At 67.4% G+C, this 22,358-nt stretch carries 23 protein-coding genes; 3 read left to right on the forward strand and 20 right to left on the reverse strand.

Going from position 1 to position 22,358, the window contains the following annotated elements; genetic code table 11:
- Positions 1-86 precede the first annotated feature (86 nt).
- Positions 87-821: a CAF17-like 4Fe-4S cluster assembly/insertion protein YgfZ gene (ygfZ, locus tag ASG20_RS12330; protein ID WP_056052631.1), complete on the forward strand. Its 735-nt coding sequence runs from the start codon at positions 87-89 to the stop codon at positions 819-821.
- Positions 822-842: 21 nt separating this feature from the next.
- On the opposite strand, the gene ASG20_RS12335 is transcribed toward ygfZ, so the two are convergent.
- The 18 genes from ASG20_RS12335 to ASG20_RS12420 form a co-directional block, all read right to left on the reverse strand.
- The gene (locus ASG20_RS12335) at positions 843-1,727 is read right to left on the reverse strand and encodes a hypothetical protein (RefSeq protein ID WP_156364280.1); all 885 of its coding nucleotides are present in this window, start codon (positions 1,725-1,727) and stop codon (positions 843-845) included.
- A gap of 180 nt (positions 1,728-1,907) precedes the next feature.
- A complete protein-coding gene (locus ASG20_RS12340; RefSeq protein ID WP_056052637.1) occupies positions 1,908-3,029 on the reverse strand; it encodes an OmpA family protein in 1,122 nt (373 codons plus the stop codon).
- 120 nt (positions 3,030-3,149) lie between these two features.
- Entirely contained in the window at positions 3,150-3,662 is a 513-nt protein-coding gene (locus ASG20_RS12345) for a DUF2793 domain-containing protein (protein WP_056052640.1), read from the reverse strand.
- Positions 3,663-3,687: 25 nt separating this feature from the next.
- Positions 3,688-5,835: a phage tail protein gene (locus ASG20_RS12350; RefSeq protein ID WP_056052643.1), complete on the reverse strand. Its 2,148-nt coding sequence runs from the start codon at positions 5,833-5,835 to the stop codon at positions 3,688-3,690.
- Position 5,836: 1 nt separating this feature from the next.
- The gene (locus tag ASG20_RS12355) at positions 5,837-6,211 is read right to left on the reverse strand and encodes a hypothetical protein (RefSeq protein ID WP_056052645.1); all 375 of its coding nucleotides are present in this window, start codon (positions 6,209-6,211) and stop codon (positions 5,837-5,839) included.
- Positions 6,208-7,005 carry a DUF2163 domain-containing protein gene (locus ASG20_RS12360; RefSeq protein WP_056052648.1) on the reverse strand — a complete coding sequence of 266 codons (798 nt, stop codon included), beginning with the start codon at positions 7,003-7,005 and terminating at the stop codon, positions 6,208-6,210. Before ASG20_RS12360 ends, ASG20_RS12355 begins: the two co-directional genes overlap by 4 nt.
- Positions 7,006-7,174: 169 nt before the next feature.
- Positions 7,175-9,448 carry a DUF2460 domain-containing protein gene (locus ASG20_RS12365; RefSeq protein ID WP_056052651.1) on the reverse strand — a complete coding sequence of 758 codons (2,274 nt, stop codon included), beginning with the start codon at positions 9,446-9,448 and terminating at the stop codon, positions 7,175-7,177.
- Between the two features lie 163 nt (positions 9,449-9,611).
- Complete coding sequence (locus ASG20_RS12370; RefSeq protein WP_056052654.1) at positions 9,612-10,160, reverse strand: hypothetical protein; 549 nt, start codon at positions 10,158-10,160, stop codon at positions 9,612-9,614.
- A 180-nt stretch (positions 10,161-10,340) separates the two neighbouring features.
- Positions 10,341-10,655, reverse strand: coding sequence for a gene transfer agent family protein (locus ASG20_RS12375; protein ID WP_056052657.1), 315 nt, complete (start codon positions 10,653-10,655; stop codon positions 10,341-10,343).
- A 172-nt stretch (positions 10,656-10,827) separates the two neighbouring features.
- Positions 10,828-11,235, reverse strand: coding sequence for a phage tail tube protein (locus tag ASG20_RS12380; protein WP_055882232.1), 408 nt, complete (start codon positions 11,233-11,235; stop codon positions 10,828-10,830).
- An 11-nt stretch (positions 11,236-11,246) separates the two neighbouring features.
- Entirely contained in the window at positions 11,247-11,597 is a 351-nt protein-coding gene (gp17, locus tag ASG20_RS12385; protein WP_168371629.1) for a tail completion protein gp17, read from the reverse strand.
- 29 nt (positions 11,598-11,626) lie between these two features.
- Entirely contained in the window at positions 11,627-12,175 is a 549-nt protein-coding gene (locus ASG20_RS12390) for a head-tail connector protein (protein ID WP_056052663.1), read from the reverse strand.
- A gap of 123 nt (positions 12,176-12,298) precedes the next feature.
- Positions 12,299-13,300 carry a phage major capsid protein gene (locus tag ASG20_RS12395; protein ID WP_056052664.1) on the reverse strand — a complete coding sequence of 334 codons (1,002 nt, stop codon included), beginning with the start codon at positions 13,298-13,300 and terminating at the stop codon, positions 12,299-12,301.
- 107 nt (positions 13,301-13,407) lie between these two features.
- The gene (locus ASG20_RS12400; protein WP_330218674.1) at positions 13,408-13,899 is read right to left on the reverse strand and encodes an HK97 family phage prohead protease; all 492 of its coding nucleotides are present in this window, start codon (positions 13,897-13,899) and stop codon (positions 13,408-13,410) included.
- Positions 13,803-14,108: a DUF6127 family protein gene (locus ASG20_RS12405; protein ID WP_183129183.1), complete on the reverse strand. Its 306-nt coding sequence runs from the start codon at positions 14,106-14,108 to the stop codon at positions 13,803-13,805. Before ASG20_RS12405 ends, ASG20_RS12400 begins: the two co-directional genes overlap by 97 nt.
- Positions 14,108-15,274, reverse strand: coding sequence for a phage portal protein (locus ASG20_RS12410; protein WP_056052674.1), 1,167 nt, complete (start codon positions 15,272-15,274; stop codon positions 14,108-14,110). Before ASG20_RS12410 ends, ASG20_RS12405 begins: the two co-directional genes overlap by 1 nt.
- Before the next feature lie 169 nt (positions 15,275-15,443).
- Complete coding sequence (locus ASG20_RS12415; protein ID WP_082470960.1) at positions 15,444-16,724, reverse strand: DNA-packaging protein; 1,281 nt, start codon at positions 16,722-16,724, stop codon at positions 15,444-15,446.
- Between the two features lie 191 nt (positions 16,725-16,915).
- Positions 16,916-17,611, reverse strand: coding sequence for a hypothetical protein (locus tag ASG20_RS12420; RefSeq protein WP_056052679.1), 696 nt, complete (start codon positions 17,609-17,611; stop codon positions 16,916-16,918).
- A gap of 651 nt (positions 17,612-18,262) precedes the next feature.
- On the opposite strand from ASG20_RS12420, the gene ASG20_RS19440 reads away from it, so the two are divergent.
- Positions 18,263-19,171 carry a hypothetical protein gene (locus tag ASG20_RS19440; RefSeq protein WP_156364282.1) on the forward strand — a complete coding sequence of 303 codons (909 nt, stop codon included), beginning with the start codon at positions 18,263-18,265 and terminating at the stop codon, positions 19,169-19,171.
- A 255-nt stretch (positions 19,172-19,426) separates the two neighbouring features.
- On the opposite strand, the gene ASG20_RS12425 is transcribed toward ASG20_RS19440, so the two are convergent.
- Positions 19,427-20,302, reverse strand: a complete 876-nt coding sequence (locus ASG20_RS12425) for a 3-hydroxyacyl-CoA dehydrogenase NAD-binding domain-containing protein (protein ID WP_056052682.1) — start codon at positions 20,300-20,302, stop codon at positions 19,427-19,429.
- Positions 20,303-20,455: 153 nt separating this feature from the next.
- On the opposite strand from ASG20_RS12425, the gene ASG20_RS12430 reads away from it, so the two are divergent.
- Positions 20,456-20,953: a hypothetical protein gene (locus ASG20_RS12430; RefSeq protein ID WP_056052685.1), complete on the forward strand. Its 498-nt coding sequence runs from the start codon at positions 20,456-20,458 to the stop codon at positions 20,951-20,953.
- Here the strand turns inward: ASG20_RS12430 and ASG20_RS12435 are convergent.
- Positions 20,917-22,281: a S1 family peptidase gene (locus ASG20_RS12435; protein WP_231420702.1), complete on the reverse strand. Its 1,365-nt coding sequence runs from the start codon at positions 22,279-22,281 to the stop codon at positions 20,917-20,919. The two genes, ASG20_RS12430 and ASG20_RS12435, sit on opposite strands and share 37 nt — an antisense overlap.
- Positions 22,282-22,358 lie beyond the last annotated feature (77 nt).

Here is a 22,358-nt window from a genome sequence, read left to right on the forward strand (position 1 = left end):
CCTCCTATCGGCGCGGGCGCGTCGGCGCCATATCCCTGTGGTGCGATCCAGCTTGGAAATCGCCGCCCGCGCACTAGGTGAAGGCTATGGACCAGCAATCTTCCGCAACGATGCTCGCCGACCGCAGCGTGATCCGCGTCGCCGGCGACGACGTGCGCGGCTTCCTGCAGGGACTCGTCACCGCCGATACCACGGCGCTCACGCCCGACGCGCCGGCCTGGGCCGCGCTGCTCTCGCCGCAGGGCAAGGCGCTGTTCGACTTCATCCTCTGGGCAGACGGCGATGGGGTGCTGATCGATGCCGAGGCAGCGCAAGCCGAAGCACTCGCGAAACGCCTGTCGATGTACCGGTTGCGCCGCTCGATCACGATCCAGCCCGATGACCGCAAGGTGCATTGGGCGGTAGAGGGTTCAGGCACCCCCGACCCGCGTCTCGCTGCGCTCGGCCGGCGCTGGCTCGCCCCGGCGTCCGAACCCGCGCGCGACTGGCACGCACATCGCCTGTCGCTGGGCGTCGCCGAGGGCGTCGGCGAGCTCGGCGCAGGCGAAACCTTGTGGCTCGAATGCAACGCCCGCGAACTGAACGGCGTCAGCTTCACCAAGGGATGTTATGTCGGGCAGGAGAACACCGCGCGGATGCATCACCGCGCCAAGGTCAACCGCCGGCTCGTCGTCGCGCCCCTCACTGAAACCGGACCGCGCACCCGCGCCGCGTATCCCCAACTCGGCCTGATGGTCGAGCACCGCCGCATCGACGCGCTCGGCGACGCGATCGTCCCGGAGTGGCTGGCCGCGGCGCTGGCGGACACCGCCTCGGACTGAAGACCGGCCGACGGCGCGCGGTCACTTCGCCTTCGACGGCGTGATCTCGCTGCCCTTGACCCGCCACACCCGCTTGTCCGGCGTCGCGACGAACACCGGCATGTGCAGGCTGTACGACGCGAACACATGGATCTCGGTCGGGACGGGATCGAGCAGGTGATCGACAACGAACCCGACCGGCGTCGCGCCCGGCGGCAGCTTCGGCGCGGTCATGGCGAGGCAACCGAGCGTGTAGGGGCGTGATGCCACCACTCTGCCGTCGCGATCGACGAGCACGCGGTAATGGCCGCCCATCGGAAACGTCGCCGCCTCCTTCTGCGCCGACAGCAGGTAGACCGCGATCAACCCGTCCTTTTGCGGCGGGAGCACGACGCTGTTGAACGGCAACGGCGTGCAGGGCTTGTACCCGCGCGCGACGGCCGCCTGTGCCGCCACCTCGCGGGCGCGCACTAGAAGAGCCTGCGCAGGTGTCAGCGCGGCCGGTCGCACGAGGACCTCCTGCGACACGACCTTCCCGCCGCGCACGTCCGCCACGAAGAACGCCTGCGCCGCAGCACCCGCACCGCGGTAATAGGTCACATGCAGCGTCCGCGGATCGGGCTGCTCGACGACATACCCGCCGGCACCGCGCAGTTCGCTTTTCGGGATCGCGGCGGTCAACGCATCCGAGCTGACCCACGCCGCCCGATCGAACGTATAGAGCAGCGATCCGAGCCTTGCCGCCTGCGCGATACGCTGAGCGTCGGACGGCCCACCCGGAATGGGGCTGCTCGGCGTGGGCGGCAACGCTACCGAACCGACAGATGACGACTCATTTTGCTGGGGCACGGCGGGTTCGCGAGGAACGATCGCCCCTTGGAGAATGGCGGCACCGATCGTCAGGATATGCGCGATGACCAATGTCATGTCCCCCAGAGCGAAACGCCATGCTGGACGCTGCAACGGCGACAGGCAAGGCCACGCCAATTTCAACCAAGCCCCAAAATGCTGCACACCTCCCGCGCACAAAAGAAAAGGGAGGCCGGCTTGCGCCGACCTCCCCGATCTTCGTTCCGTAGCCGACCCGAGGATCGACTGGCGAAAGTCTTACTGGCCCGAACCCGGACCGTAGGTGACTTCCACGCGACGGTTCTGCACTTCGCGAACGCCATCGGCGGTCTCGACGCGCGGACGGGTCTCGCCGAACGCTTCCGTCGAGATGACACCCTCTGGGATGGCATGCGACGACAGGTACGCCTTGGCGGCGTCTGCACGACGCTGCGAGAGACCGACGTTGTACGATGCTGCACCCGACTTGTCGGTGAAGCCCGCGATCATGACCTGGGCATTGCCGCACGACTGGTACTGCGTGACGGCGTTGTCGAGGATCGATGCTGCCTCTGGCGTGATGTCCGACTTGTCCCATTCGAAGAACACGATGAACGGACCAGGCGAGCAGACGACTTCTGCTGGCGGCGGCGGCGGCGGGGGAGCAACTGGCTCCGGCGGCGGCGGCGGAGGAGGAGCAACCGGCTCGGCAGGCGAACCGAAGTTGTACGTCAGGCCACCAAGGATGCTGTGCGAGCGGTAACGACCGTCGAACACGCGGTTCGACACGTCGACCAGCTTGACGTTCTCAGCATTGAAGAAGCGATACTTCAACGTTGCGTCGACGTGGTTGCTGAGCGGTGCACGGATACCGGCAAGACCCTGATACGCGAACACGGTGTCCGAGTCGTTCAGGAAGTCGCCACCGCTGGTGAGGCCGTACTTCGCCTTGACGCGAGCAACACCGACACCGCCGCCGACGAAGCCCTGGATGCCGTCGTCCGGACCGAAGTCCAGAAGGCCGTTCAGCATGAAGCTGAGCGCCGACGACGAACCACCGGCACCGTCATAGCTGCCAGCAGCGGCGTTGCCGCGAACGCCAGCCTGCGTGAAGGTCGGCGTGGTCGTGGACGACGTGTAGCCGTCAACGGTTGCACGACGATAGCCGACTTCGGTTTCCAGACGGAAACCACCAAAGTCGTAACCCATCACGCCATCGACGTCATAACCGTAGTTATGATCGACCGAACCTGCGCTGTTCAGGTTACCGATGTCATAGTTGATATCTTCAACGATCATCGCACCGCCATCGACGCCAACGTACCACGACTTGTCGCGGGCGAGGGCGGGAGTGGCGAGTGCGGTGGAGGCGAGTGCCAGAACGACGGCAAGCTTCCGCATACTAAATCCCCTTTCATGAGTGTCACACGGACATCGCAAACTCCCTATCCTCGGCCTTGTTTCCACGCAAGCGAACAAAAGTTCCCACTGTGGCAGGAACGACACAGTTTTCGCCGTGTTTCAGGCAGATATCAGCCCGTGGCCGCGCAATGCGTCCAGGATGGCCACGATTGCGCTTCTTGCGTCGCTATCCGCGAGCGTGGCGCCGGCGAGCAGCGCAGGCGGATTCGCGATCGCCGGACGCCGTGCACCGACCACGATCTGCCCGCCGATCGTCACGTTGGCACCCGACATGACGCCACTCGCCCAGGTTCCCGCACTGAACCGCACGATGTGTCGGTCGCCGCCATGCCACACCATCATTCCCTCGCGCGGCACGACGAATCGCCAGCCGCCTGCCGTCCAGGCTGCCAGCGCGAACGCGTGTCCGGCCCAGTCGCCGGTCGGCGCCGCGCCGAGGATCCATGCCGCGCCCAAATCCGGGTTGGCCGGCGGCACCGTCGCGCCGACCGCAAGGACACTCGCCTGCACTGCGATATCGAGGATCGCCAACGCCTCGTTGTGCGTCGATTCTTTCTGCGCCTGCCCCGGTTGCAGCAGCGGCAGCGAAAGCCGCGATGTCGTGTCGCCCATGGTCCACTCCCCCTGTAGTTCGAATTCAGGCCGGTATCGTCAGATGCGCCGTCAGCGATTCGCCGAAGATTCCGCGCTGGGATATCGCCAGCGAGACCGCGCCACCGGCCAGATCGGTGTCGGTCAGCGTGACGAGCGGCGCGGTCGTGTCGACGGTGCGCGCCACACCACCCGCGGCGATCGTGACACGGTACGCTTCGCTTTCCTCGGCGAGCGGCGCATCGACCCCGTCGATCCAGCGCCACCCGGCGCGGCTGCGGCGAACCCAGCGCACCGTCGCGCCGCCGTCGCCGTCACGCGCGAAGGTGACGTGGACCGGCGACGGCGGCACGACCGAGGCGCCGCGGATCACGCAGCGCATCTCGACCGGGCTCACGTCGCCGACGCCCGACGCCATCACCCGCACTTCGCGGCCCAGCACCGACAGCGGCAGGTCGATCGTCCGCGCGGCATCCGCCTCCAACAGCACGAACCGATCGCCCGCGACCTGCGGACTCGCCGCCTCGGTTCCCCGCCGCCCCCGCAACAGCGTCCGCAGCCGCCAGCGCCCGCCGCCAAGCGGCTCCGCCCGCCCGAACTGCACCAGCTCATCGCCGAGCAGCGCGAGATTGCTGCCCCGGTCGAGCGCGTCCGCATCGGCATCCGCCAGCATCATGGCGGGATGCGCGAGCCGCACGTCGAACGCACCACGCCGGTCGATCATCGTCGCCGGCCCGCCCGCCACCACCGCCTCGACCACACCGATCACACCCGGTGCCGCGCTCGCGCCCGCCGCCGTCCAGCTGATCCCGTCGTCGACGCTGTAGAGCAGGGCCGCCTGCCGCCACCCCGCGCCTGCGCCCGCCGCGACCACCGTCATCCGCGGCATCGACAGCGGCGCATCGTCGAGCCCCGGTATCTCGAACGCCTGGAGGATCGTGGCGCCGACCACCGCATCGACCGCGCCGACCACCCGGCCGCTGGTCGCGGTCGCCGGTATCGACGCGATCGTCACCGGCACGAGGCCGAGCGTCGTCACCATTCCTTCGATCGCGGTGTCGGTCACCCGCCAGACGCCCGCCTCGCCCGCGATCGTCACGCAGGCGCCCGGCGCGATCGCCATCGCCGCGAACCCCGCCGTCACGGTCCGCCGCACGCGCCCCGCCTCGGCCCGCGCCAGCATCGCCTCCGCAACCGTCTTGGCCGCCCCCGCGTCGAGCACCGCCGGCACCTCGATCCGCTCGTCGCGCACGCCCGCACCCGGCCGCCGCGCGCGCTGCACGCCCGTCTGGTAATCGCGCGCCGCATCGTAATAGCCGAGCGTCACCGTTCGTGGCACCGTCTCGATCGCGGCGACCGCCCGCGTCCGCCGCGCGCCCTTGTCGCCGACCGCAAAACCGTCGTCCGCGACCTGCACGATCGCCGCCGCTGTATCGCGCATCGCCAGCCCGTCACCGACCGGTGCGAACCACGCCCCGCTCGCCTGCCCGAGCAGGTCCAGCACCGCACGGACGCTACCGCCCGACGCGGCGAACCCGCCGACCGACAATGCGGCGGCCCCGGAGACCTCCTCCGCCAGCTCGGCTGCGATCGTCGACACCAGTACCGCGCCCTGATCCGCGATCACCTCGAACGTCAGCGACGGGATCCGATTGCCGAAATCCGCGAGCTGCAGCATCTCGAACACCGCATACGCCGCACCGCGATACGCCGGTGTCGCGCCGCCTTCCGCCGACGCGATCAGCGGATCGACCGCCTGGTCCTCGCCGCCGAGATGCAGCCGGAACCCCGTCGCGGTCTTGAAATCGCCGCCCGCCCCACGCAGCAATTTCCCTTCCGCCCAGATCCGCCCCACCCCCAGGATCGCGCGCGCCGACAGCAGCACGGCGAACGACGCCGCATAGGAATAGGTCGAGGTGCTCGGCTGCCCCTTGCCGCCCCGCGACGTCGACCGGCTCTCGATCAGGTCGGTCGCCCAGATCACCGTTCCCGCCACGCGCAGCGTCCCGAACAGCTTGGGAATCTGGTTCCCGTATGACGAGGTCTGCACGGCCAACTCGACGAGCCGCGGCCCCTCGCGCCGCTTGGGCGCGAACAGCGCGTGATCGACCGATTGCCCGATCAACGCGCCGATCGCGCCGCCGATCGGTCCGCCCACCGCGGTGCCCACCGCCGTCAGGATCAAGGTCGCCATGTCACGTCTCCATCCGCCAGACACCGATCAGGGGCCAGGGCGGCATCCCCGGCCGCTCCACCACGCGCCGCAACCCCGCATCCGCATGCACGAATCCGCCCGCCGTCCTGATCCCGAGATGAAATTGCCCCGGCCCGACCGTCATCAGCAGCACGTCGCCGGGTTCCGCCGCGCCCACGACCCGCACCAGCATCCGGTCGAGCATCGCCACGTCGCCGCCGCGCAGCGCATACCCAGTCGGCACCGCCCCCCGGTGCCCCCCCGCCTGCAACGCCGCCGCCACCAGCCCCACGCAATCAAGCCCGTCCGCGCCCCGCCCGTGCAACCGGAACCGCGTCCCCACCGCGCGCAGCGCCGCCGCCGCGACGACGCTCACGCGCCCGGATACCGCGTGAGCAGGTCGATCCCCGGCAGATGCGGTTCGCCGCGAAAGTTCGCCGCGTTGCCGAACCGCGCGGCACAGGTGGCGAGGCTCTTGTCGCACCCCTCGACCACCTCAACCAACGCGCCCGCCTCGACCACGAAAGTCGGTACCGCGCGGAGCGTCACCGCCACACCGTCAGCCGCCGCGATCGCGCTCTCCAACCCGCCGTTCGCGCCCCCGAACCAGCGCACCAGCCCGCCGCCGAGCCCGGCCGTCGCAACATCGAGCGTCACCACCGGCCCGACGCACGCCACCACCCGCGCGAACCGTCGTCGCCCGGCCATCGCCACCCGACAGCGCCGATCGCCAAGCTCCGCGCGACATTCGGGCGACGTCTCCTCGACCACCGGCCGATCCAGCGCCGCGCTGCTCCCCCGCAGTTCCGCGGTGAAGCCGGTGTCGCCCAGCTCGACCGCGCCAATTAACCCGCTCCCCAGATCGACGCGCGCGTGCGGATTGGTCCAGTCGACCGCGAACAGCGCGACGCGCGCGCCATCCCAGCGCCCGGCCAGCAAATCCCGCTCGTCGATCGCCGCACTCGTCAGCGCCCCCGCGACATCCATCGTGTCCGCCTCCAGCCCCGCGGATCGCTCGATCGCCGACGGAGTCACCCCCGGCGCCGCACGATGCACCAGCCCGTCGACCACCAGATCGCGGTCATGCGCGGTCAACCCGATCGCCACCCCATCCCGCCGCTCGATCCGCCAGCACACCGCGATCGTCGCCAGCTCCGCATCCAGAAACATGAAAGTCTCCTCCGAAAGGATACCCTCTCCCCTCCGGGGAGAGGGAGGGGCCCGCGCGCCCTTGCGCGTGGGAGGGTGAGGGGCGTGAGGCACGGGACACAAATCCCAACCACCCCTCACCCTTCCGTCGCCAAGCGGCCCCTCCCTCTCCCCGCAGGGGAGAGGGAAACTAAGCCTCGCGCACCTCGACCAACGGCACACTCGCCGCGACCCCCGCCAGGAACGTCGCCCGCGCCACGCTCAACCGATCCTCGGCAAACCGCACCGGCACATCGAACACGAACCCGGCGGTCACCGCCGCGCCCAGCGCAGGCGCCACATCCAGCACCACCCACCCCCCAGCCTCGACCGCGAACGCGTTCGTCCCGACCCCGTCGACACTCACCGAAACGCTGCCCGCCACCGGCCGCGTGATCCGCCGGGCGGCGCGCTCGTACCATTTCACCAGCGCGAACCGCCGCGCGACACCGTCCCCGGTCCCGATCGCCTGACCGCCCGCCGCGAAATCGAACGGATCGCGCAACCGAAACGCGCGCGCCGCGCCCATCCGCGCGCGAAAGAACGCGAGCAGCACACCGATATCCGCCTCGCTCCGCAATCCCGGCCCGACATCGTACGCGGTCCGCGCCTCCGCCCAGCCGGCATTGCGCGCCTCCCGCCCGCCCGCACTCGTCAGGATCGCGGTCGAAAACCCCGGCGCGACCTCCGCCTCGCGTCCCAGCTCCAGCGGGAACAGCACATCGTCGAACGCGTCCACGGCATCCTCCTGTTCCGTATCGAAATGCACGAACCCATCCCGCATCACCTGCGGCAGCGCCCACAGGAACGTTTCCGCGACCCCGCGAGCCCGCGCGACCAACGCCGCCGCCTCGATCAGCCCCCACTGCACCGCCTGATCCGGCCGCAACACGAACCCCGACAGATAATGCTGCCTCTCGACCGGATAGCCGAGCCGCGCGAACGCCACCGCCACGCCCTCCGCAGACGACGCGCTGTCCCCCGCCGTCACCCAATCATAATCCTCGAGCTGCAACACATCGAACGCCGGACTCGCCCACCCCACCGGCATGTTCGCGCGCTTCGCCTCGGGCGCCGCCGCATCCAGCACGGTCGGCAGATACGTCAGCAGATGCGTCACACACCCCGGCGCCTCGGCTTTCGCCGCTGCCACCAGCGCAGCCGTCGACGCCGCCAGGCACACCCCCGCCGCATCCAAAGTCGCGATCCGCGCGGCGTTCTTCACCCCCAGGATGCTGCCGATCGCCACCGGCGCAAACGCCGCCACCGCACTCGCATCATACAAGCACGGCCGCCCATCGGGCATCACCCACCACCACGGCTCGCCAACCTGGAACTTCGCCGCCAACCCCGCCGCCACCGCGATCCCCATGAACGCCCGCGCGACCGCCTGCAGATACCCCATCGCCCCGCCATGCGCCGGCGACAGCAGCGTCGACGGCGGCTCCCACCCGGTCAGCGCGGGCGCGCCATCCGCCGCCCGCTGTTTCCAGTCGTTCCAGCAATGCGCGTCGAACAGCTCGTAACTCAGCGACCAGATCACGTCGAAGCCGAGCGCCTTCGCCCGCGCCGCAAAATCCCGGTGCCACGCCGCACACGCGACGTTCAGCACGCCCTCCGCCGCCGAAACGTAGAACCCGCCGCCAAGCGCCTCGAGCCGGAAATAATGGCTCATCCCGACATACTGCGTGATGCTCCCCCGATACCCGAGATGCAGCGCATTGCGCAGCAACCGCGCCGGCGTCAGGTTATAGCTGTCGTCATACCCGCCAGCGATCCGAACCCCGTGCTCCGGCACGACGGCATCGCCGATCGCCAGCACCGACCCCGGCCCCTCGCAGACGAGATCGGTCCACTCGACCCACCCCTCGCGCGGCCCAACCAGCGGAACATCGACCTTCGTATAGTCCGGCGGCACCAGCGACACGAACATCCGGTCGATATCCCCCGCCCACACCAGATCGGAGTCCTCGGGCAGTTCATACCCGCCCACCATCGCCCCGAAATCGAGCGAAACGACCGCATCCTCCGGCGTCCCGACCGCATAATTCCACAACCGCACATACCACGCGCGCGCCACGCCCGCCGCATCGCGCCCTTCGATCGTGAGCGTAGGGCCATTGATCGCATCCAGCGCCATCACCCCGCTCGAACGCCAGCGAAACGCCAACCGACAGTCCCGAAAATCCCGCGACGTCTCGTACTTCAGCAAGGGATGATCGAACCGATCCTCCGCCGCCCAGATCACCCCCGCCAGGTCATCCGCCTTGTAGAACACCGCATCCACCCGCAGCGACGCGGGGCCGGTAGTCACAACGGAGGCCATCATCGGCCGAGGAAAATCCACCGTCCAGAACCGAGGATCGAACCGAGACACAAGCCCCTCGACCTGCACAGTCCGCCCCGAGCAAAGCCAATGCGCCATAAGTTCCTCCAACTTTCCCTCGCCCCTCCGGGGAGAGGGAGGGGCCCGCGCGCCCTTGCGCGTGGGAGGGAGAGGGGAGTGATGCACGGGACGCCAATCCCAAAGCCCCTCACCCTCCCGTCGCCTACGGCTCCTCCTTCCCTCTCCCCGGCGGGGAGAGGGATTATTCGCTAGCCAAAGCCGCCTTCACAGCCCGAGCCACCTGCCGGCTCGACTGAGCCAAAACCCCAGGCGCACCCCCAGCAGCAGCATTCACCGTGATAGCCACCCTCACCTCCCGCACGCCGCCGCCACCGCCAGCCTCGACCCGCCCGCTGGAGGTAGGCACGAAAACCTCCGCCCCCCGCTCCCCCACGACATAAGCCCGCCCAGGAGACACCGGCCCGCCGGTAGCCCGCCCAGGCAACCCACCAAGCAACCCGGCCAGAGCCCCACTCAAACCCCCACCACTCAACACCGACTGCACCCCAGCCTTCAAAGCCGCCGAGGCGATCGCATCCAGCGCCGACAGAGCCACCCCCTTCAATTCCTCGAACCCCAGCTTCCCCGACCGCACCGCGCGCAAAAGCCCAGCCTCGACCCGCAGCGAAGCCCGCTCGGCCCCGCTCCCCAGCACGCTTTCCAGCTCGTCCCGCATCGCCGCGACATCGCGCGCAAAGCCGGCATTACCCACCCGCACGCTCAGCAGCGCCGGCTCCAGATCATCATCCATCAGGAAAAGCCCCCCTCAACCGCGCGATCGTCGAAGCATCCGGCGGCGTTTGCATGTCGCCCACCAAAGCCCCCACAACCCCCGCCAATTCCGCCGGCGTAGCCCGCTAGAAAACCTCCGGCGCCCACCCCAACACCGCCCCCGCGAACCCGGCGAGCCGCCCGGCGCTGTCGGAAAACGTCACTTCCCCGCCAGGATCTGCCGCAACAGCCCCCGCAGCACCGGCGTCACCGCCGCCAGCCCCGCCTCGACGACAGCCTCCCCCAACCGCTCCCGAGTAACCCCCTCGGGACACTCGCGCAGGCAATGCCAGAACAGCCCCACCATCTCCCCGATCCCGAGCTTCCCCTCCGCCGCGCGCTCCACCAGCGCAAACAGAGGCCCCAGTTCGCTTTCCGCTGCGACCAAAGCCGCAAAGCTAGGCCGCAAAACAAGAGTCTCCCCCCCAACCCGAAGAGACCCCTCCCCCCGAACCGGATTCGCCAAATCACTCATAAGATGTCTCCAAAAACCCCCTCGCCCCTACGGGGAGAGGGAGGGGCCCGCGCGCCCTTGCGCGTGGGAGGGAGAGGGGAGTGAGGCACGGAACACTCGCCCCAAAGCCCCTCACCCTCCCGTCGCCAAGCAGCTCCTCCTTCCCTCTCCCCAGCGGGGCGAGGGAAAGCCGCTAACCCACAACAACAGCCCCGGAACTCTCCAGGCTAAGCGTGTAAGACCGCTCCCCATTGAAATCCCCGGCATAGTCCAGCCGAGAAACCAGGAACTTCCCCGTCATCGTATCGCCCCCCTCGAACGCCAGCCGATAATCATCGAGCACGCCGGTCAGCGCGCTAGCCTTCACCCGCAACTCGGCAGCAGACCCGGTAAAAACCCCCGCCCCCGAAACCGAAACACTCCGAACCCCGGCCCCCGACAGCAACTGCCGCCACCCACCAGAATCCTTCGTGGTGACAACGATAGCCTCACCATTCACCGACATCTGCGTCGTCCGCAGCCCCGCCACCGTCGCATAAACCACCGGCACCGCCCCGTTCCCCACCTTCAGCAGGAACGCACTCCCCTTCTCCACCGCCATGTCGATCTCCCTCAGCTCTCGCGGTACATCCGCACCAGAAACTCCGACGTCCCCCGCCACCGATCCCCGACCCGCAGAACCCGAGACCGCACCAGCGCCAACCTCACCACCCGCCACCCCTCACCCAGATCGGGCGGAAGCGCCTCCAGCCCCTCCTCCGCCGCAGCCAGCAGAGCGCGCGCCCGAACCGGCCGCTCCCCCCCATCGAACAGCGTCAGCAGAACGCGCCCCTCCCGCCCGACCCAGGTCTTCGTGCTCCAGTCCGACAGCACCGGCTCGTCGACCACCGCATACGGCAGCCCCCCACGCACCGGCGGCGCATCGAACACGCTCACGTCCAGCACCGCGTTCAACCGAGCCACTATCGCCGCCTGCAAGACCACCCGCCCACTCACGAATGCACCCCCGCGGACAGCCGCATCCGCCGATAAGGCCGCCACAAAGCCGCCACCGCCGCCGGCGGCGCGACATCGCTCTCCCGGTGATCGAACAGATGCGCGACCAGCATCGCCACCCCCTGCGCGATCGGCGCCGGCACCGCCTCGAAACTCAAGGCCAGCCCCGCCGAATACGCGACGGCAACGCGACCAGCGGACCCGGCGGCCAGGACACGAACCCACCCAACCCCATCCGCATCGATATCGACCGCATACGCCCCGACCGCCAACACGAACGGCGCCCCCTCGCCAGGCAACCCGGTCAGTCCGGAAATCACGGTAACCGGCGCAACCAACAACCGCCGCCACCCCGCCGCACTGGTCACCACATCCTCGAACGGCCGCACGATCACCGCCGCCCCCAGGAAAGCCTCCCCCAGCAGCAAAGCCGTCGACGCCAACCGCGAAAGCACCAAATCCTCCCCGCTCTCCACCCGCAACAAAGCCCTAGCCGCGACGACCACCTCAGCGATCACCCCGGCAGAAATCGCCGACCCCGTCATAACGATGTCTCCAAAACTTCCCTCGCCCCTCCGGGGAGAGGGAGGGGCCCGCGCGCCCTTGCGCGTGGGAGGGAGAGGGGGTTGGGACAAGCACCCCTCGTCCCAAACCCCTCCCGCCGAAACTCAAGCCACCGAGAACTTCAGCAACTTGATCGCCTCGGAATTCGTCACGCACCCACCGACCCGCTTGGTCGCGTAGAAGTTCACGAACGGCTTGTTCGAATACGGATCGCGCAGGATCCCCGTCTCGGTCCGCTCGGCGATGATGTACCCCGCCCGGAAATTCCCGAACGCGATCGCCAGCGCATTCGCCGCGATGTCCGGCATGTCTTCGGCCTCCACCACCGGATACCCCAGCAACGTAGCCGGCACCCCAGCCGCCAGCGACGGCGCCCAGACGAACGCCCCATCCGTCGTCTTGAACTTCCGGATCCGTGCCAGCGTCGCCGCATTCATGACAAAGCTGGCCCCCTGCCGATAAGGCCCCCGCAAAGACTGAACCAGATCGATCAACCGCTCCTGCGGGTTCGCCGAGAAGTCCCCAGCCGTACCGCTAGCCAGATACTGCAAGGTCCCGAAAGCCCGCACGCCATCCGCGGTCGCCGCAGTAGCCGACGTCAGAAACCCCTTCGGCCGCGACACACCGGAACCCGACACGAAAGCCGCCCCCTCGGCCTTAGCAAACTCCATCGCGATCTCGCCCGCCAGCCACTCCTCGACATCGAAAGCGGCGTCATCGAGCATAGCCTGACTCGCCGAAGGATTGGCATACAGCTCCCCCGTAGGCGGCGCGATCTCCACGAACACCGGCGAAGCGGTCTCCGGCCGAGCCGCATTCTCCGCCGCCCAACCCGAAGGCGTACCCCCGGTCGTCACCAGCTTGCGATACCCAGCCGAGCCCACCTTCACGACATTGGCGATCGACCGGATCGGCGACACCGCCTTCAGCAACGTATCGATCTGAGCATCGATCTCCCGCGGCACCGCAAACCCGCCCGCGTCGCCGGTTACCCCGGTAAAAGCCTTCATCTCCAGCGTAGCGCCCGTCCGAACGAACCCCGCAAACGCCGCATTCTGCGCCAAGGGGGAAGCCCCCGCCAAAACCGGCCGGTCAACAACACTCATGTCCATCTCCTCGCATGAAACGAAAAAAGGCGCCCCGCAGGACGCCTCATGAAACTTCTCCCGTCATCCTGACGAAAGTCAGGACCCAGGGTACCGAACACCGTCGCTCACGGCTCTGGATCCTGACGTTCGTCAGGATGACGGACGATCTCAACCCGAGCCAAAGCCTGCATAGGCACCGCCACCAAACTAACCTCGACCAGCTCGACCGACAGCAACTCCCGACTCACCCCCTGCCGCACGGACGTCGCCCGATACCCCACCGACAACCCAGCCACCGCCCCGGCTCGCACCAGCTGAGCCAGCTCCAAGTCCGCAACCACCCCCTCGACCCGCAACCCCCGCGCATCCTCCGCAACGACGGACAAGGACCCAACCGCCACACCCCGATGCTGCCACAACAAAGGCACCACGCGAGCGTCAGCAAAAGCCCCCCGCCGCACCACATCCCCAGCCCGATCGACAACATCGAACACCGCCGCATACCCCGCAAAGGCGACACTCACTTCAACCACGCAGCAAACCCCAGCTTCACCGCCAGCCCCGCCAGCATCAGCGCCATCGCCAGCCGAGCGATCCACCCCACCACCGCCTTCCACACCGACCGCTTCGCATCCCGCCAAGCCGCCAGCAGCTCGCGCAATTCCGCGACATCCTCCCGAGCCCGCTCGTCACTCAAAGCCACCCGCGCCAAAGCCCGAGCCGCCCCCAGTTCCCCCGCCTCCTCCACGATCGCCCGCAACGTCACCAGATCGACACCGCGTTCAGCCCCCTGCCGCATCAACTGCGCCAAAACCGCCCCATCCATCAGACCACCTCCTCGCCCGTCGCGCGTCGCGCGACATCAAACGGCATCGCGCTCGGCGCGATCTCGAGCAACGCCCGCTTCTCCACATCACTGAGAAACGAAGCCGCAGACACCATCCCCCAAAGCCGTTCGCGATCCTCCGCCAGCGCCGGCACCCGGTCGAGATCGACCGAGATCGCCGCCCCCTCGAACCACCCGGCCAGCCCCTGCGCGATCCCACCCAGCACCGCGGTCGCCAGCGGCAAGATCGCCAGCCGCCACAGCGCCCGATTGGCCTCCCGGTAATTCGCGTACGAGTTGTCCCCCGGCAGCCCGAGCAGCATCGGCGGCACCCCGAACGCCAGCGCGATCTCCCGCGCCGCCGCCGCCTTCGTGCCCACGAAATCCATATCCGCCGGCGACAAGCTCAACGCCTGCCACCTGAGCCCTCCCTCCAGCAGCATCGGCCGCCCCGCATTCCCCGCCCCCGAGAACGACGCCTCCAGCTCGCCCCGCAACCGCTCGAACTGCTCGGTCGACAGCGTCGCGCCGTCCTTGGGATCGTACATCAACGCCCCCGAAGGCCGCGCCGCATTGTCGAGCAAAGCCTTGTTCCACCGCGCCGCCGCATTGTGGATCGCCACCGCCCCCGAAGCCGCCCCCAGGCACCCCAGCCCATAATGATCGTCCACCGGATTGAAGCTCTTCAGATGGATCACCTCCGGCCGAACCGGATCCGCATGCAACCGCGCCACCCGCTCCCCGACCCGGTACCGGTAAGCGGCCGGCCACCCACTAGCGTCCGGCTCGACCGTCACCCGCTCCGGCCGCAGCGCATAAAGCTCGGCCGCCCCGCCCTCGACGTCGCGCAACACCTGCACATACGCATTGCCGTGCAGCATCAGATGCGCCGCCACCGTCTCGATCAGCGTCTGCCCCCCCGACCGCACCGTCGCCAGCGCCAGCAACGCCGGATCCGACGCGACGATCGGCGCACTCCCCAGCCCCTCCACCACCAGTTTCACCGCCCGCTGCGCGATCGGATTGTCCAGATACGCCTCGCGCACCTGCGCCTCATAACTCCGCGGCCACTCGCCAAACGCCGACCCCCCGATCGCCCCCGCCGAAGACCGAGACAAAACCGGCCGCGACTCATCGCGCCCGGATTTCCACCCGAACAATTTCATGCCGATCTCCTGAATTTCCCTCGCCCCTACGGGGAGAGGGAGGGGCCCGCGCGCCCTTGCGCGTGGGAGGGAGAGGGGAGTGAGGCTCGGGACGTAAATCCCAACCACCCCTCACCCTCCCGTCGCAAGAGCTCCTCCTTCCCTCTCCCCAAAAGGGAGAGGGCCAAACCTAAAGCACCCGAACCGAAACCCGCGCCCGAGGCCCCAGCATCACCTCGGTCATCGCCCAAACCAGCGCATCAGCCCGATCCGGCGACCGCCCCGGCCCCTCATACCCCCCGCCGGCGATCAGCCCGCACAGCTCATCCTCCAGATCCGGAAAAGCCCCCACATGCCAGGCCCGCCCACACTCGTACAAAGCCGCCACCGGCTCCGCCCGCGCGACCTTCCCCAGCGACGCATGCACCAGTTTCACCGGCATCGCCCGATCAGCCCCGGAAAGGACGCTCCCCACCATCTTCCCCCCCTGGTTGGCCTCCGCGATCACGCGGTCCGCGCCATGCCGCGCCGCGCACTCGGCCACCGCCCGAGCCCACCCCTCGGGACTCGCCCCCGAAACGCTCGCATCCTCCAAGACATACGCAAACCCATCGCCCCCGAGCGCCACCGCCACGATACCGCAGGCATCCCCCGGCCCCCCGGAAACACTGCCAGCGGGAGGATCCACCCCAACGACGACCCGTCTCACTTCGGGTGCAAAAGCCACCCGCCGGGACTCCACCAGTTCCCGCGTCCACAAGGCCCCCGCGACATCCTCGATCAGCTCGCCATCCAGCTCCTGCCGCCCCAATCGCGTCCCCGCATAGGTCGCCGTCACCGCCGCGACGAAGCTCGCCGGCAGATGCGGATTGTCGCGCGTCCGCCCGTGCGACCGCACCACCCCCGGCAACGCCAGGATCCGCCGCAGCAACGCCACCGGCCGCGGCGTCGTCGTCACCACGATCCGCGGCAGCGTCCCCAGCCGCAGCCCCATCATCAGATTGTCCCACGTCGCAGCGCCGTTGCGCCATTTCGCGATCTCGTCGCACCACGCGACATGATGCTCGGGGCCCCGCAACCCCTCCGGCGCCTCCGCAGAATAGGTCGACGCCAGCGCGCCGTTACCGAAGTGCACCTCCCCCACATGCGCCCGCCACACCGGATCCTCATCGTCGCGCGCCACCGCCAGCAGCCCGCTCTCCCCCTCGATCATCACCCGCCGCACATCCTCGAGCGTCGCCCCGACCAGCGCGATCCGCGCCCCGGGATTATCGCGCGCGACCTGGCTCACCCACTCCGCCCCGGCGCGCGTCTTCCCGAACCCGCGTCCCGCCAGGATCACCCAGATCCGCCAGTCATCGGCTGTATTCTCCGCCCCCCGGTCGGCGAGATGCTGCCCGGGATGCGCCCAGCGTTCCCAGCGATCGTGCAGTTCATACCGCTCGGCGGCGCTCAGCGACCCGATCAGCATCGCCCGTTGCGCCGCCGGCAGCACCGCCAGTTCGGCGATCACGTCGCGCGCGCCATCCGACTCCCCACTTGGCTCCCCGCATGATGTCGCGCGGGGTTCCGCGTCCGATGTGTCCGAGGGGGCGGCGTCCGGCGAATGCGGCGGCGCCTCCGTCTCGTCGGGGCCGACCGGATCGCCGCATCGATCGTCGGTCACGCCTCACCGCCCTGCGCCGATGCGCGCAGTCGGCGTGCCAGCGAATCGAGTTTGTTCGCGATCGAGGCATCGGTTTCCGCCTGTGTCGCGCGCCGATACGGCTTGCGCCCGCGCCCGCGCTGACCACCGCTGCCGAGGCCGCCAGCCGCGCGACGCGCCAGCAAGGCCAGCGCCACCTGCACCGCCTGCATGCCGGCAAGCGGAACCAGCCGCGTCGCCGGCTCGAGGCTTGCAACGATGCCGGACCCAGGGCAGGACCCGAACCCGCCCCCGAACCCGTCGCCTATATCGGTGCCGACGCCGGCATCGATATCATCCTGGATGTCGCCGACCTCGTCGTCATGTATCGCCGTGCGCCCCTCGCGCAGGGCCGTCGCCTCGTGCAGCCCGGCGATTGCGGCGGCGAGCAGCCCCTCCTCGAGCCGCTCGTACCCGCTCGTCAGCGCCTCCGCCCACTGCGCCGCGAACAGCGGATCACGCCGCTTGAGCTCGCTGGCGCTATGTCGGTTCATGCCCACCGCGGCCGATGACGAGGTCACGTTGCACGTCATCGACAGCGCGATGAGAAACCTCTTCCGCTTGGCCGGCGTCCACCCGTTGGGCCGAACCCTCCGGACCTGCACGACCCGGTGGCTCCCGCCCGTCACCACCGTATAGGTCTGCTTGACTGCCACCCCCACCCGCTTCGCCATACCGCCTGCCCTCCCCGCTTCGTCGCCAGCCGACCCGCCGCCAACCGGCGTCACCAACCGCCCCACCGCCAGAACGCAAAAAAGCCGGCGACGTCCGAGGCTTCCACCCCATCCGTCCCGGCTCTCGTCGCGCCGGACCAACCAGCCCGACCCGCAATTCTGCAGCGTTCCTGTTATGTACCAAACGAGCGTGACGATGTCAAGCCACTTAACCGATCTGGTTAGAAAATGGTACGACAGACGCGGATCGACAGCATGTTTCCCCGCGAAGGCGGGGAGCCAGTCTGGGCTCCCGCCGTCGCGGGAGAACAAGAGGATGCCAGCGATTACCTCACGGGCATTGACCAATCCCTCGTTAGGTTATTCTGGACGGAGCCGGAAGCAGATCATTCGGCGACCGTGCCACGTCATGCAGGGATGGAGAACCACGCGCGATAATGTAGGTCGCCCTAGGCGTATCATAATCGCCTGAGGGGCGGGTCGGGCATACGGCGTAAACCGGGCTCACTCTTGTCTGAATTGCCCTCTCGCATATCCTTACCATTTTTCGGCCGTAGGCGGGTAAGCGATTGACTGGTTAAGTTTTGCATTCAAATACCACCTGATAGGACTGGGCCAAAGTAATTGGCGGCAAGGTCTGTAGGGGGTGGCATGTCAGGAATAGAATCCGTCAAGGACTTGGTTAAGCCTCCATTCGCTAATTACGACATAGTTGTATACTTCGGATGCGGTTTGTTTTCGCTTCCGTTTATCGTCCACTATACAGGTGGCTTACGGGCTAATACAACAAGCTTCAATTTTGGTATAGAGCCGCAGTTTGTTTCGACGCTGGTAACTACCTTAACGGTGCTATTTTCGGTTTATATTCTCGGGCATATAATCGCCTACGTTGGTAGTCAGCTTATAGAGAAACTAATGGATAGCTTCTTCGGTAAGGCCAGCACGATCGTTATACTGGGTACGAAGATAAGAAACACCAGTCTGACTCAGGTAATTCGCGGGCAACTTAAAAGCAACGTAATTAAAAACTTCTCAAGGGCAACTTGGCTTAGTAGTTCGATTAGATGTTTAACGCATCTTCCCGCTTTGCCATCATATTTTGGCATCCTTGTATTAGGATTTTTTGGATTTTATAGAACGCGGTTGTCTAGGGAAGTTCTTGCTGCTGCAAGCGCCAAGCTGAGCAACATTCCAGTTCTAGCCATAGAAATAAGAGTAGATACGGTGTGGTTTAAGCCACTAGAAGCTATCGTTATGAATAACAATCCAAGTGCAACCGCCAGAATGTACAACTATCTCGTGATATCGGGGCTATTTCGATCGATATGCACAATATTACTGGCGTCGCTTTGGTTTGAGATGGTCTATGTATTATTGCGAATATCTGGGCACGATGCGCCTCAGGGGCTTTTTATGCTCGGCAATAGCAATATACCATTTCAGCTATTTAGCTATGCGGCAATAAGCTTAGTGTATCTGTTCTCTCTATTTTCTTACCTAAAGTTTCAGAGGCGTTATGTTGAGGACGCAATATTCGCATTCGTGTTCGCTAAGGGTTGAGGCAAGCAAACGGTAATGGCTTGCCCGAGCTAGTACAAAGGGCTAACACAGCGGTCCCGACGTCGAAATAATTATCCTTTGTTTTTTAGTGCTTACGGGGATTTTCACCGATCCCCCTCGGCTCCATCAGCGGCAGGACTTTGCTGAACCTAGTCGCACGGTCGGCGACCCGACTCGCGGCACATCTGCCCCTGCAACGACGCCCGATCCTGCAACGAACCGCAGCCGCTCCCACCGAAGCGGCTGCGCTCCACCTTACCGCGTAGGCACAGGCTCCGCGCCCGAATAATCGTAGAACCCGCGCTTGGTCTTCCGCCCGAACCACCCAGCCTCGACATACTTCACCAGCACCGGCGCAGGCCGGAACTTCGGATCGCCCGTCCCCTCGAACAGCACGCGCGTGATCTCGAGGCACGTATCCAGCCCGATGAAGTCCGCCAGCGTCAGCGGCCCCATCGGATGGTTCAGCCCGAGCTGGCACGCCAGATCGATATCCCGCACGCTCGCCACGCCCTCGCCCAGCGCGAAGCACGCCTCGTTGATCATCGGCATCAGCACGCGGTTGACGATAAAGCCCGGCGCGTCGTTGGCATGCACCACCTGCTTGCCGAGCTTTTCCGCAAATGCCTCGACCGCCGCCACCGTCGCGTCCGACGTCGCGAGGCCGCGGATCAGCTCGATCGGCCGCATCACCGGCACGGGATTGAAGAAATGCACCCCCATGAACCGGGCCGGATCGGGCGCTGCCTGTGCGAGGCGTGTGATCGGGATCGACGACGTGTTCGATGCCAGGATCGCGTCCGGGCCGAGCACCTTGCCGACCTCGGCGAAGATCGCCCGCTTGACGGCCTCGCGCTCGGTCGCCGCCTCGACCACGATCGCACAGTCGCCCATGTCCGCCACGCTCGCGACCGGCTCGATCAACGCGAGCGCCGCATCACGCGCCTCGCCCGCGATCTTCTCCTTCTCGACCAGCCGGGCGAGCGCCTTGGCGATCCCCGCCTTCCCTTTCTCGGCCGCGTCCAGCGACACGTCGGCCAGCAGCACGCGGTACCCCGCCTGTGCCGACACCTGCGCGATCCCCGCACCCATCTGCCCCGCGCCGATCACGCCTGTTGTCTGCCCAGCCATATCCGTCTCCACCGCTCGTTTGTGCCGTTGTTTGTGCCGGTCCTACCCGCTTTTGCGCGCACCACCAGTCCCGATCGCCCTCTGATGGCCCGCCGATGGCACCAGCACGGGTGCGGTGCGTTGTCGGGCCACTATTGTCAGGAACATACCATCATGATCGACACCATCGCCGAACTCGACCGCGTCCGCGACGACTGCAAACGCCTCGTCACGACGCGCTCGATGCTCTCGGCGGGTGCCGCGGTGGTGCCGATCCCCGGCGCCGATCTGGTCGCCGATATCGGCCTGCTGACCAAGCTGCTGCCGCAGATCAGCAACCGCTTCGGGCTCGACCACGATCAGGTGCAGAAGCTCGAGCCGCATCTCGCGCAACAGGCGCTGGTGATGGCGTCGAGCCTTGGCAACACGATGATCGGCCGGATGGTGACGAAGCGGATCGTCGCATCGCTGCTGCGCCGGATCGCGACGCGGGTCGCCGCCGGCTCGATCGCCAAGTTCGTGCCGTTCGCGGGCTCGGCGGTCGCCGCGACGATCAGCTTCGGCGCGATGAAGCTGATCGGCAACGCGCATGTCGAGGATTGCTACAAGACCGCGCGCTCGCTGCTCCCCGCCGATCAGCGCGCAGTGTCGGCGACCGTGGGTAAGGGCTGAACCATGAGAGGCGCCGCCGCGGGCTGATGGACCAGCGTCCACCCCGGCGGCAGGTAGTCGGTCGACATGTAATAATAGAACAGGCACGTCCCGTTCTTGGCATACGTCCCGCCCTTGACGATCCCGAGTGCGGTCGTCCCCTCGAACACCGGTGCGCCGCTGTCTCCCCCCCGGCAAGTCGGCCCCTCCACCGCCACCCAGGTCGGCAGGCACGCGCCGCCGCACAGGTCGCCCGCGGGGGCGAAGTCGACCATCGCGATCAGCGCGCAGCTATAGCCGGTCCGCTCGCCGCGATGGCACACGAAGTCGCCCGCGCGCGTGCTCGTCCGATAGCGCCAGGTGACGACCGGGCGCGCCAGCGTCTTGGCGGTATCGGCATAGAATAATGGCCCGAGCGCACCCCTCGCGACGTTCACCTGCACGTCCTGATAGCCCCACCCCCATTGCCCGACATAGTCGAGCGGCCATTCGTGCCGTTCCGCATCGACATAGGCGAGCGTGTCCGGGCAATGCGCTGCGGTCGCCACGCCGAAGCGTGCGCCATCGGTCACGACGAACCCGGTCGTGCACGCGTAACGCTTGCCGTCCACCGTGCCGATAACGCGCGCGCCACCCCGGATCGGTTCGTCCGCGCTGGTGCCAACGGTCGAGTCGGGCAAAGTCGCGGGACCGCCGATCTGCTCGGCCATCGTCGTCGCCGGCTGGTCGAGCACCTCGATCCGGACGGGTACCCCGGTCAGCGTCGCGATCCGCGCGCGCAGCGTGCCGTCGCGGTTCAGATCGGCATCGCCCGACGAGATCGCCACGACCAGCTCGCCGGTCCGCTGGTCGACACCCATGCCGGGCGGATGCGGCAGCGACTGGCGGATCGTCGCCTGATATTTGGACAGCGCAGCGAGCAGTGCCACCCGCGTCGCGCCCGCGCCGGTACGGAAGACGATCGGCACGACGATCCCGCCCGCCGCGATCGTGCGATCGGGCACGGGCTCGGTGCCGGTCAGCAGCACGACGATCCGATAATCCGGCTGGTGCTCGATCGCGATCCCCGCCCAGCGATCCGCGAACGCCGTCCGCAGCGCATCGGTCGTCGCCACGCTCTCCGCCTGCGCGCGCAACCGGTGCATCGCGGTATCGAGCGGCACGCCGAACCGCTGCGCATAGACCGCCGCGTCCTGCATCGCCGCGTCGACCGGCAATTGCACGCCCGGCGCGGTGGGCGTGACCGGTGCGCCTTGCACAACTGGCGCGGCGGCCTGCGTAGCCGGCGCCGCGGCCTGTTCAGCCGCCGCCGGCGTCCCGATCAGCGAAAGCGCCGCGCAGGCCACCACCTGCCCTATCCAACTCCTGACCATGCGCGACGTGATTCCAGATTTCGAGCTTCGGATGCGCGCCTAGATCGTGCGGT

The sequence above is a fragment of the Sphingomonas sp. Leaf198 genome (genome assembly GCF_001424005.1).
Lineage (GTDB): Bacteria > Pseudomonadota > Alphaproteobacteria > Sphingomonadales > Sphingomonadaceae > Sphingomonas.

Excerpts from the sequence above, each read along its gene's own strand:
- ygfZ (WP_056052631.1), top strand. The coding sequence starts at position 87 with ATGGACCAGCAATCTTCCGCAACGATGCTCGCCGACCGCAGCGTGATC.
- ASG20_RS12335 (WP_156364280.1), bottom strand. The coding sequence starts at position 1,727 with ATGACATTGGTCATCGCGCATATCCTGACGATCGGTGCCGCCATTCTC.
- ASG20_RS12340 (WP_056052637.1), bottom strand. The coding sequence starts at position 3,029 with ATGCGGAAGCTTGCCGTCGTTCTGGCACTCGCCTCCACCGCACTCGCC.
- ASG20_RS12345 (WP_056052640.1), bottom strand. The coding sequence starts at position 3,662 with ATGGGCGACACGACATCGCGGCTTTCGCTGCCGCTGCTGCAACCGGGG.
- ASG20_RS12350 (WP_056052643.1), bottom strand. The coding sequence starts at position 5,835 with ATGGCGACCTTGATCCTGACGGCGGTGGGCACCGCGGTGGGCGGACCG.
- ASG20_RS12360 (WP_056052648.1), bottom strand. The coding sequence starts at position 7,005 with ATGTTTCTGGATGCGGAGCTGGCGACGATCGCGGTGTGCTGGCGGATC.
- ASG20_RS12365 (WP_056052651.1), bottom strand. The coding sequence starts at position 9,448 with ATGGCGCATTGGCTTTGCTCGGGGCGGACTGTGCAGGTCGAGGGGCTT.
- ASG20_RS12370 (WP_056052654.1), bottom strand. The coding sequence starts at position 10,160 with ATGGATGATGATCTGGAGCCGGCGCTGCTGAGCGTGCGGGTGGGTAAT.
- ASG20_RS12375 (WP_056052657.1), bottom strand. The coding sequence starts at position 10,655 with ATGAGTGATTTGGCGAATCCGGTTCGGGGGGAGGGGTCTCTTCGGGTT.
- ASG20_RS12380 (WP_055882232.1), bottom strand. The coding sequence starts at position 11,235 with ATGGCGGTGGAGAAGGGGAGTGCGTTCCTGCTGAAGGTGGGGAACGGG.
- ASG20_RS12390 (WP_056052663.1), bottom strand. The coding sequence starts at position 12,175 with ATGACGGGGTCGGCGATTTCTGCCGGGGTGATCGCTGAGGTGGTCGTC.
- ASG20_RS12395 (WP_056052664.1), bottom strand. The coding sequence starts at position 13,300 with ATGAGTGTTGTTGACCGGCCGGTTTTGGCGGGGGCTTCCCCCTTGGCG.
- ASG20_RS12405 (WP_183129183.1), bottom strand. The coding sequence starts at position 14,108 with ATGGATGGGGCGGTTTTGGCGCAGTTGATGCGGCAGGGGGCTGAACGC.
- ASG20_RS12410 (WP_056052674.1), bottom strand. The coding sequence starts at position 15,274 with ATGAAATTGTTCGGGTGGAAATCCGGGCGCGATGAGTCGCGGCCGGTT.
- ASG20_RS12415 (WP_082470960.1), bottom strand. The coding sequence starts at position 16,724 with ATGCTGATCGGGTCGCTGAGCGCCGCCGAGCGGTATGAACTGCACGAT.
- ASG20_RS12420 (WP_056052679.1), bottom strand. The coding sequence starts at position 17,611 with ATGGCGAAGCGGGTGGGGGTGGCAGTCAAGCAGACCTATACGGTGGTG.
- ASG20_RS19440 (WP_156364282.1), top strand. The coding sequence starts at position 18,263 with ATGTCAGGAATAGAATCCGTCAAGGACTTGGTTAAGCCTCCATTCGCT.
- ASG20_RS12425 (WP_056052682.1), bottom strand. The coding sequence starts at position 20,302 with ATGGCTGGGCAGACAACAGGCGTGATCGGCGCGGGGCAGATGGGTGCG.
- ASG20_RS12430 (WP_056052685.1), top strand. The coding sequence starts at position 20,456 with ATGATCGACACCATCGCCGAACTCGACCGCGTCCGCGACGACTGCAAA.